General features: G+C 45.0%; 2 tRNA genes and 2 rRNA genes. All 4 read right to left on the bottom strand.

The annotated features are described in order from the left end of the window. A 23S ribosomal RNA gene (locus tag M9R32_RS16020) occupies window positions 1–96 on the bottom strand; the annotation flags it as partial. Between the two features lie 162 nt (window positions 97–258). Next, window positions 259–334: transfer RNA gene (locus M9R32_RS16015), tRNA-Ala, on the bottom strand. A gap of 9 nt (window positions 335–343) precedes the next feature. Beyond that, a tRNA-Ile gene (locus M9R32_RS16010) sits at window positions 344–420 on the bottom strand. A gap of 97 nt (window positions 421–517) precedes the next feature. After that, window positions 518–573, bottom strand: a 16S ribosomal RNA gene (locus tag M9R32_RS16005); the annotation flags it as partial.

The following is a 573-nucleotide window of genomic DNA, read 5'->3' as shown; positions in this document are numbered from 1 at the left end:
CTTACTTACAGCTCCCCGAAGCATATCGGTGTTAGTACCGTCCTTCATCGGCTCCTAGTGCCAAGGCATTCACCGTGCGCCCTTATTAACTTAACCTAAAAGTTAAAAAGTTCTTACGCATACAACCGAAGTTGTATGTTGAATTACTTGAATGTTATTGCTTTCAATGTCGTTTTATCCAGTTTTCAAAGAACAAAGGTTTGCTTTTCTACGAGTAATCGCAGGAGCAAAAAATAAAATACTCAATGAAGAGTATATTGGTGGAGCCTAGCGGGATCGAACCGCTGACCTCCTGCGTGCAAGGCAGGCGCTCTCCCAGCTGAGCTAAGGCCCCTAAGAAGTATGGTGGGCCTAAATGGACTCGAACCATCGACCTCACGCTTATCAGGCGTGCGCTCTAACCAGCTGAGCTATAGGCCCTCTTAGGAAATTCATATAATTGATATATGAACCTTCAAAACTGAACGCAAAACGTCAACTTACAAACCCAAGGTTTGTATTCCGTGATTATCCTTAGAAAGGAGGTGATCCAGCCGCACCTTCCGATACGGCTACCTTGTTACGACTTCACCC

The sequence above is a fragment of the Paenisporosarcina quisquiliarum genome, from assembly GCF_027563315.1.
Classification (GTDB): domain Bacteria; phylum Bacillota; class Bacilli; order Bacillales_A; family Planococcaceae; genus Paenisporosarcina; species Paenisporosarcina quisquiliarum.
Note: the sequence above shows the minus strand (reverse complement) of the source record. Positions and strands in the feature narration are given on the sequence as shown.